A 6,700-nucleotide genomic window follows, 5' to 3' on the forward strand; every position below is an offset into this window, starting at 1 on the left:
CATGCCCAAGGACATCCTCGGCGACAATCCGTTTTCCGACGACGCCCCGGCGGGGACGCCCGCGGACGCACCGAGCGGCCACGCCGGGGCGCCGACCGCCGGCGCCCCGGGCGGCGAGGCAGCCGCGCATGGCGACGGCGAGTCCCCCCGCGGCGGCCGCCGGCCGCGCGCGACCACCGTCCCCGATCAGGCGCCGGCCGTGCCGCCTGCGCCCGACGACGGCGACAGTTGGGACGACGCCTGGTACGGCTCGGAAGCGGCCGTACCGCCCGGCGACTACGGGCCGCCGATTCCATCGGTGTTGCCGGACGCGCGCACTCTCACCGGCGAGCTGCGCGAGCTCGAACGCCGCGTCCGCGAGCGCCTCACTCCCGCCTACCCGATCGAGCACACCCGGCGCCTGCCGCTGCAGTGGCTGTGGAAACGCTACCGCGAGTTCGCCATGCGCGACCGGTCGGACGTGGTCGACGAGTTCGGCCGCGACCCGGTCTACGCCGAGCGCGTCGCGCCGCTGATCGACTTTTTGTACCGCCAGTGGTTCCGCGTGGACGTCTCCGGCGTCGATCACATCCCGGCCGAGGGCCGCGCGCTCGTCGTCGCCAACCACTCCGGCACCGTCCCGTACGACGGCGCCATCCTCATGCACGCGGTCCGCACCGAGCACCCGTCCCACCGCGACCTGAGGCCGCTCGTCGAGGATTTCGTGTTCCACTTTCCGTACCTCGGGACGTTCATCAACCGCATCGGCGGCGTCCGCGCGTGCCAGGAGAACGCCCAGCGCCTGCTCGATGACGATCAGGTCGTCGCCGTGTTTCCCGAGGGCATCAAAGGCATCGGCAAGCTGTACAAGGATCGGTACCGCTTGCAGCGGTTCGGCCGCGGCGGGTTCATCAAGCTCGCGCTGCGCACCGGCGCGCCGGTGATTCCGGTCGCGATCGTCGGGGCCGAAGAGATCCACCCGATGCTCGGCAAGGTCACGTGGCTGGCGCGCTCCGTCGGCATTCCGTACATTCCGATCACGCCGACCTTCCCGTTGCTCGGACCGCTCGGCGCGGTGCCGCTGCCAGCCAAGTGGACGATCGACTTCGGCGAGCCGTTCGATCTGCCCGCGCACTACGGTCCCGACGCGGCCGACGATCGAATCCTCGTCAACAAGCTCGCGGAGCAGGTGCGCTCGCGCATTCAAGAGATGATCGATCGGCGCGTCGCCCACCGCCGCTCGGTGCTGTTCGGTTAGCCGATCGCGCGCGGCGATGTGCTACCATTTTTGCTGGTCGAGGTACGCCATGGGGACCTCCTACGAGAGCGAGTTCGAAGACGCCCTCGAGATGGCGCGCGCGTTGCTCAACGGCAACGAAGACTCGGGCGACCTGTGGGAAGCCAACGATCTCGTCAACCACGCCATCGGCCTGCGTCCGGACGACGTCGACGCGTGGATCCTCAAATGCCAGGTGCTGTCCGCCCTCGAAGACGACACCGCTGCGCTGGCCGCGATCGAGATGGCCATCCGGCGGGCGCCGCGCCGCGCGGAGGTGCACTACTGGCGGGCGGCGGTGCTCGGCGACCTGCAGCGCTACGACGAAGCGCTCGACGCGATCGATCGCGGCTTTCAGTGCCTCACGCCGGACGAAGACTGGCTGATCGAGGACCTGTACTACGAAAAGGCGTCCGTGCTCGACGCGATCGGACGGCGCGCCGAGGCGCTCGCCACCTACGAGGCCGGGCTCGCGCGCTGCCCGGACAGCAACCTCCTTCGCTCGGCGCTCGAGCCGCTCCGGCGCGAGGACGCGCGCGCGCGCTTCAAGGTGCTCGAAGGCGGACGCCGCTGAGCGCGCGCGAATGCCGCCGCCACGCGCGCGGCGGGCGCGGCCGCTGGCCCTACTCGGCCGGCAACCGCGGCGGCTGCGGAATGCGCAGCAGGAAGCACGCCGGCAGATCCGGCGTCTCGACGACGTCGATCGAGCCGCCGTGCGCGTCGGCGACCAGCTTGCAGAAGTACAGGCCCAGTCCGCGGTTTGCGCGCGCGCCGGCGCGGCGCGCCTCGAGCCGGTAGTAGCGGTCGAAGATGCGTTCGCGCTCGGTGTCGGGCACCGGCGGTCCGTCGTTGCCGACGCGCACGACCAGTTCGCCGTCCTCGAGGGCCGCCGCCACCGCGACGCGGCCGCCGCGGGGCGCGTAGCGCACCGCGTTGTCGAGCAGGTTCTCGATCAGGCGCCCGATGAGGTCCGGGTCTACCTCCGCCTCCGAATCCTCGGGCACGTCGAAGTCCAGGCGCAGGTCGCGCATGCGGATCGTCGCCTTGTGATGAGGCGTCGCCTGGTCGACCAGATCGGTGAGGCGAACGCGCTGCACGCGCGCGCGCAACAGGCCCTCGCTCAGCTCCTCGACGTCGAGCAGACCGGCGACGAGAAACAGCGCGCGCGACGCGAGCTTGTGGCAGTCGCTGAGGCTTTCCCGCACCAGATCGTCGGCATCGGCCAGTTCCTCCATCAACAGCTCGACATTGCCCTGGATCGCCGACAGGGGATTGCGCAGATCGTGCACGACCAGCGCCGCGAGATCCTGCTGCTTTTTGTGTAGCTCGCGCAGTCGCGCGTTCGCGGCGACCAGGTCGGCGTGCTGGCGCCGGCGCGCGAGCAGCGCTCGCACGCGGGCCTCCAGTTCGACGACGTGGACCGGTTTGGTGAGCACGTCGTCGCAACCGCCGGTGAGCGCGCGCACCCGCTCGTCGACGTCGTGCGCGCCGGTGACCGCGAGCACCGGCAGAAACGGCTCGTCCTCGGCGCGCCGCTTGAGTGCGGCCGCCAAGTCGACGCCGTCGATGTCCGGCAAGCGCACGTCGACGATCGCGAGGTCGATGGCCGCACCCGAATCGGTGAGCGCGTCGCCCCCGCGCTCCGCCGTCACGCAGCGGTAACCGCGGTCCGCCAGCGCCGACGCCAGCAGGCGAACGAGATCGCGATCGTCGTCGACGATCAGAATCGTGTCGACGCCGGTGCGTTCCATCAACTCATGACGCGGTTGCGCCCCTGCATTTTGGCCTCGTACAGCTTGTCGTCGGCCGCCTTGATGAACTCGGACGCGTCCGCGTACTCGGGTGACCAGGACGCCACGCCGATCGAGATCGTCACCGGAATCTCGGTCTCCTCGAACCGGAACACCGCCTTCTCGATGAGCCGTCGGATCTTCTCGGCGAACTGGGTCGCGTTGTGGCGGTCGATCTCGGGCAGAATGATCGCGAACTCCTCGCCGCCGTAGCGCGACAGGATGTCCTCGCGCCGAATCCGCGACCTGATCACCAGCGCCAGGTGCTTGAGGACGTGATCGCCAGCCAGATGGCCGTACGTGTCGTTGATCTTCTTGAAGTGGTCGATGTCGAAGATGATGAGCGACAGGTCGCGCCGGTAGCGCTCGGCACGCCCGATCTCGCGCTCGAGCGTCTCGAGAAAGTAGCGCTTGTTGTAAACCTGCGTGAGCCCGTCGATCGTAGTGAGGCGATAGATCTCCTCGTGGTAGGCGTTCTCGATGTTGTCCCCCGACAAGAACTTGAAGATGCTGCGGCCGATCTTGATGAAATCGCCGTCCCGCAGCACGTACTCGTCGATGAGTTCGTCGTTCACGTACGTGCCGTTGGTCGATCCGAGGTCGCGCAGCATGATCGTCTTGCCGGTGTTGATGATCTTGCAGTGGTTGCGCGACACCGACTCCTGGTCGATCTGAATGTCGGCCTTCGACGAGCGGCCGATGATCAGCGACGGCTTGTCGAGGTTGTACTTCTTGCCGAGGTCGAGGCCGTAGATGACCACGAGGCACGCCTCCTTGCCCATCGGCCGCTCGGAGATGCGGCTGATGACCGTGACGACCGTCTTGCTGCGGGCGGAATCGCTCACCGGAGGAAGCCCCACGTTCAACGTAACGTATCGCTTTGCCTGCGTAAAGACGGCGCACACTGGATCCGGTCGTCGCCTTCGCGGCGGCACAGCAGCGCGTCGATGACCTGATAGCGCCCCCGGTGGTAGCGGTAGTGCTCGAGCAACAAGCGCCCGCCGCCGGTGAGCCGCCACCACGCGCGCACGTCGCGCATCCCGCCGTCGCCGCGCGGGTCGCCGGTCTCGAGCGCGGCCCCCGCGATCGTGCCGGCGTAGTGCGGACACGCCGGGTCGCCGACGAACACGTTCCAAAAGCAGTTGCCGTCGGCGGTGCACAGAGACCGGTCGGTCGCGACGATCTCGTCGCGGCCGTCGCCGTCGAGGTCGCGGTCGTACCTCTCGATGCGCGGGGCGTCGCCGAGCGCGCCGTGGCGCCGCGGGTCGCCGCACTCGCCGGCCGGCGCGCGGGTCGCCGGGAGCGCGGCCGGCGCGCGCCGCCGGTTGCCGCCGCACGCCGCGAACACCGCGGCGGCAAGCGACAGCGCGCAAGCGATGCGCCCGATTGCCGACATCTGCCTACAGGCAGTAGCGCGGATCGCCGGCCGGCGCATCCGCCAGCTCGCGCGCCTCGCGCTCGTATCCGTCTCGCCCGAGGGCGCCGTAGGCGAGGCGCTTGGCGCGCTCGACGCCGGGCTGGTCGAACGGGTCGACCTCGAACAGCGGCCCGGCGAACGCGGTAGCGGCTTCGAACAACATCGCGAACGCCCCGAGCGACGGCGCGTCGATCCGATCGAGGGTCACCAGCGCCGTCGGCCGGCCGGCCGCGCGCAGCGACGCGAGGGTGCCCCGCAACTGCGCGTCGATCAGCTCGCCCATGCGACGGCCGGCCAAATACCCCCACTCCGGCACGCCGGCCAGCCCGCCGCGCGGAATCACCAGGTCGGGGCCGCGCTCGGCCGGGGCCACGAACAGGTAGACTTTGTCGTCCGGCCCGTCCGCGTACAGTTGTAGCTGCGAATGCTGGTCGGTCGCCCCGCGCGACACGATCGGCGTCGACCCCCGCCCGCGCTTGCCGAGGCTCTCGGCCCACAGCTGGCGGAACCAGTCGCCCATCGCGTACAGCGCATCCGCGTACGGCATCATGACGACCATCGGCCGCCGCCGGCTCGTCGCATGCAGGTACAACAACGCGGCGATCATCAGCGCTGGATTGTCGCGCAAGTCGGCGCCCGCGACGCGGTCGCGCATCGCGCGGGCGCCTTCGAGCAGGCCCATGACGTCCAGCCCCGCGGCCGCGGCCGGCACGAGCCCGACCGGCGACAGCACGGAGAACCGACCGCCGACGTTCGGCGGGATATCGAAGGTGCGCCAGCCGCGCTCGCGGGCGACGCGCCGCAGCGCGCCGCGCTCCGGGTCCGTGATCGCGGTGATGCGATCGTCGGGCACCCGGTCGGCGACGATCAGCAACTGCGCCGCCGTCTCGGACGTGCTGCCCGACTTCGTGATCGCGACGAACTGCGTGCGCTCCAGATCCACCGTGTCGAGCAGAGCGCGGAAGGTCGCCGGGTCCGAGTTGTCGGGAAACAGCAGCCGCCGCGGCATGCCGGGCGACCTCGGCCGCGCCACGTCGTATGCCGGCGCCAGCGCGGCGTAGACGGCCTGAGGCCCGAGGCTCGATCCGCCGATGCCCAGCACGACGACGGTGTCGACCTCCGGCGGCAGATCGCGCGCCCAGTCCATCGCGGCGCGCGCGGCGCCCGCGTCGTCTGGCAGGTCGAGCCACCCGATCGCGCCGTCGCGCCGCAGCGCGGCAATGTGGTCGCGCGCCGCGTGCGCTCGGCCGGCGATCTGGTCCAGCTCCGCGTCGTGGATGCCGGCGTGTCCGATCGCAACCTCCATCAGCCCCGTCAAATCGACTCTCAGCGTCATCGTGCCCGACGCTACTCGATTTTTTTGGATCGGCACAGCGCACATAGGACAATGCGACCGACCAGCGGATGGGAATGACTCGACGTTCGACGCGACATCGAGCCGCCGCACTGGCTGTGGGCGCGCTCGCGGCCCTCGCGTGGCAGGCCGGCGCCCCGCCCGCCGCGGCGCCGCCCGCGCACATCGAAGGCGCGCGTCCCGCCGGGCGGCCGGCCGCGCCCGCCCGTCCCGCCGTGCTCGTCGGCGACGCCGCGCTGCGCGGAGAGGTGGACCTGGCGCGCGCGGTGGTGCGCGACGGCCGCTACGAGGTGCCGCTGGCGCGCGGCCGGCGCGCCGTGCTCACGCTCGATCCCGCCATCCAGTCCGCCGCCGAGCAGGTCCTCGACCGCGCCCAACCGGTGCGCGGTGCGGTGGTCGTGCTCGCACCGGACGGCCGCATTCTCGCCCTCGCCGGCCGGGGCGACGGAGGCCGCGCCGACCCGTCGGTCGCGCTGCGGGCGTGGGCTCCCGCCGCGTCCGTGTTCAAGGTCGTGACCGCGGCGGCGCTGGTGCGCGCCGGGGTCGACCCCGCGCAGCGGGTCTGCTACCACGGCGGGCTGCGCTCGGTCGAGGCAGCCCACCTGCGCGACGACCCGAACCGCGACCGGGAGTGCCACGACCTGGCGTTCGCGGTCGCCCGCTCGCAAAACGCGATCATCGCGAAGCTCGCCCACCGGTTCCTGGACCGCGCGCGGCTCGCCGACATGGCGGCGCGCCTCGGCTTCGGCGCGCGGCCGGCCACCGCCCTCGCGGCGGAGATCGGCACCGCAGAGTTGCCCGCGGGCGGCCTGGAGCTGGCCCGCGTCGCGGCCGGCTTCTGGCACACGCGGCTGTCGGCGCTCGGCGGCGCGCTGCTCGCCAAC

The 6,700-nt window shown here is 71.2% G+C and carries 7 protein-coding genes; 3 read left to right on the forward strand and 4 right to left on the reverse strand.

The annotated features are described in order from the left end of the window. Nucleotide 1: 1 nt before the first annotated feature. The gene (locus D6689_16580) at nucleotides 2-1,237 is read left to right on the forward strand and encodes an acyl-phosphate glycerol 3-phosphate acyltransferase (GenBank protein ID RMH39461.1); all 1,236 of its coding nucleotides are present in this window, start codon (nucleotides 2-4) and stop codon (nucleotides 1,235-1,237) included. A 16-nt stretch (nucleotides 1,238-1,253) separates the two neighbouring features. After that, nucleotides 1,254-1,829, forward strand: coding sequence for a hypothetical protein (locus D6689_16585; GenBank protein RMH39462.1), 576 nt, complete (start codon nucleotides 1,254-1,256; stop codon nucleotides 1,827-1,829). 49 nt (nucleotides 1,830-1,878) lie between these two features. On the opposite strand, the gene D6689_16590 is transcribed toward D6689_16585, so the two are convergent. From D6689_16590 to D6689_16605, 4 genes are all read right to left on the reverse strand, one after another. Further along, nucleotides 1,879-3,006 carry a response regulator gene (locus D6689_16590; GenBank protein ID RMH39463.1) on the reverse strand — a complete coding sequence of 376 codons (1,128 nt, stop codon included), beginning with the start codon at nucleotides 3,004-3,006 and terminating at the stop codon, nucleotides 1,879-1,881. Beyond that, nucleotides 3,006-3,827 carry a GGDEF domain-containing protein gene (locus D6689_16595; protein RMH39468.1) on the reverse strand — a complete coding sequence of 274 codons (822 nt, stop codon included), beginning with the start codon at nucleotides 3,825-3,827 and terminating at the stop codon, nucleotides 3,006-3,008. The genes D6689_16590 and D6689_16595 overlap by 1 nt, the downstream gene beginning before the upstream one ends. Nucleotides 3,828-3,907: 80 nt before the next feature. Then, nucleotides 3,908-4,441: a hypothetical protein gene (locus D6689_16600; GenBank protein RMH39464.1), complete on the reverse strand. Its 534-nt coding sequence runs from the start codon at nucleotides 4,439-4,441 to the stop codon at nucleotides 3,908-3,910. A gap of 4 nt (nucleotides 4,442-4,445) precedes the next feature. Further along, nucleotides 4,446-5,843: a glucose-6-phosphate isomerase gene (locus D6689_16605; GenBank protein RMH39465.1), complete on the reverse strand. Its 1,398-nt coding sequence runs from the start codon at nucleotides 5,841-5,843 to the stop codon at nucleotides 4,446-4,448. A gap of 71 nt (nucleotides 5,844-5,914) precedes the next feature. Between D6689_16605 and D6689_16610 the strand changes: the two genes are divergently transcribed. After that, on the forward strand, nucleotides 5,915-6,700 hold a 786-nt coding region (locus D6689_16610), incomplete at its 3' end, for a penicillin-binding protein (GenBank protein ID RMH39466.1).

This window comes from Deltaproteobacteria bacterium, assembly GCA_003696105.1.
Taxonomy (GTDB): domain Bacteria; phylum Myxococcota_A; class Polyangia; order Haliangiales; family J016; genus J016.

Excerpts from the sequence above, each read along its gene's own strand:
- D6689_16595 (RMH39468.1), bottom strand. The coding sequence starts at position 3,827 with ATGGGCAAGGAGGCGTGCCTCGTGGTCATCTACGGCCTCGACCTCGGC.
- D6689_16605 (RMH39465.1), bottom strand. The coding sequence starts at position 5,843 with ATGTGCGCTGTGCCGATCCAAAAAAATCGAGTAGCGTCGGGCACGATG.
- D6689_16600 (RMH39464.1), bottom strand. The coding sequence starts at position 4,441 with ATGTCGGCAATCGGGCGCATCGCTTGCGCGCTGTCGCTTGCCGCCGCG.
- D6689_16585 (RMH39462.1), top strand. The coding sequence starts at position 1,254 with ATGTGCTACCATTTTTGCTGGTCGAGGTACGCCATGGGGACCTCCTAC.
- D6689_16590 (RMH39463.1), bottom strand. The coding sequence starts at position 3,006 with ATGGAACGCACCGGCGTCGACACGATTCTGATCGTCGACGACGATCGC.
- D6689_16580 (RMH39461.1), top strand. The coding sequence starts at position 2 with ATGCCCAAGGACATCCTCGGCGACAATCCGTTTTCCGACGACGCCCCG.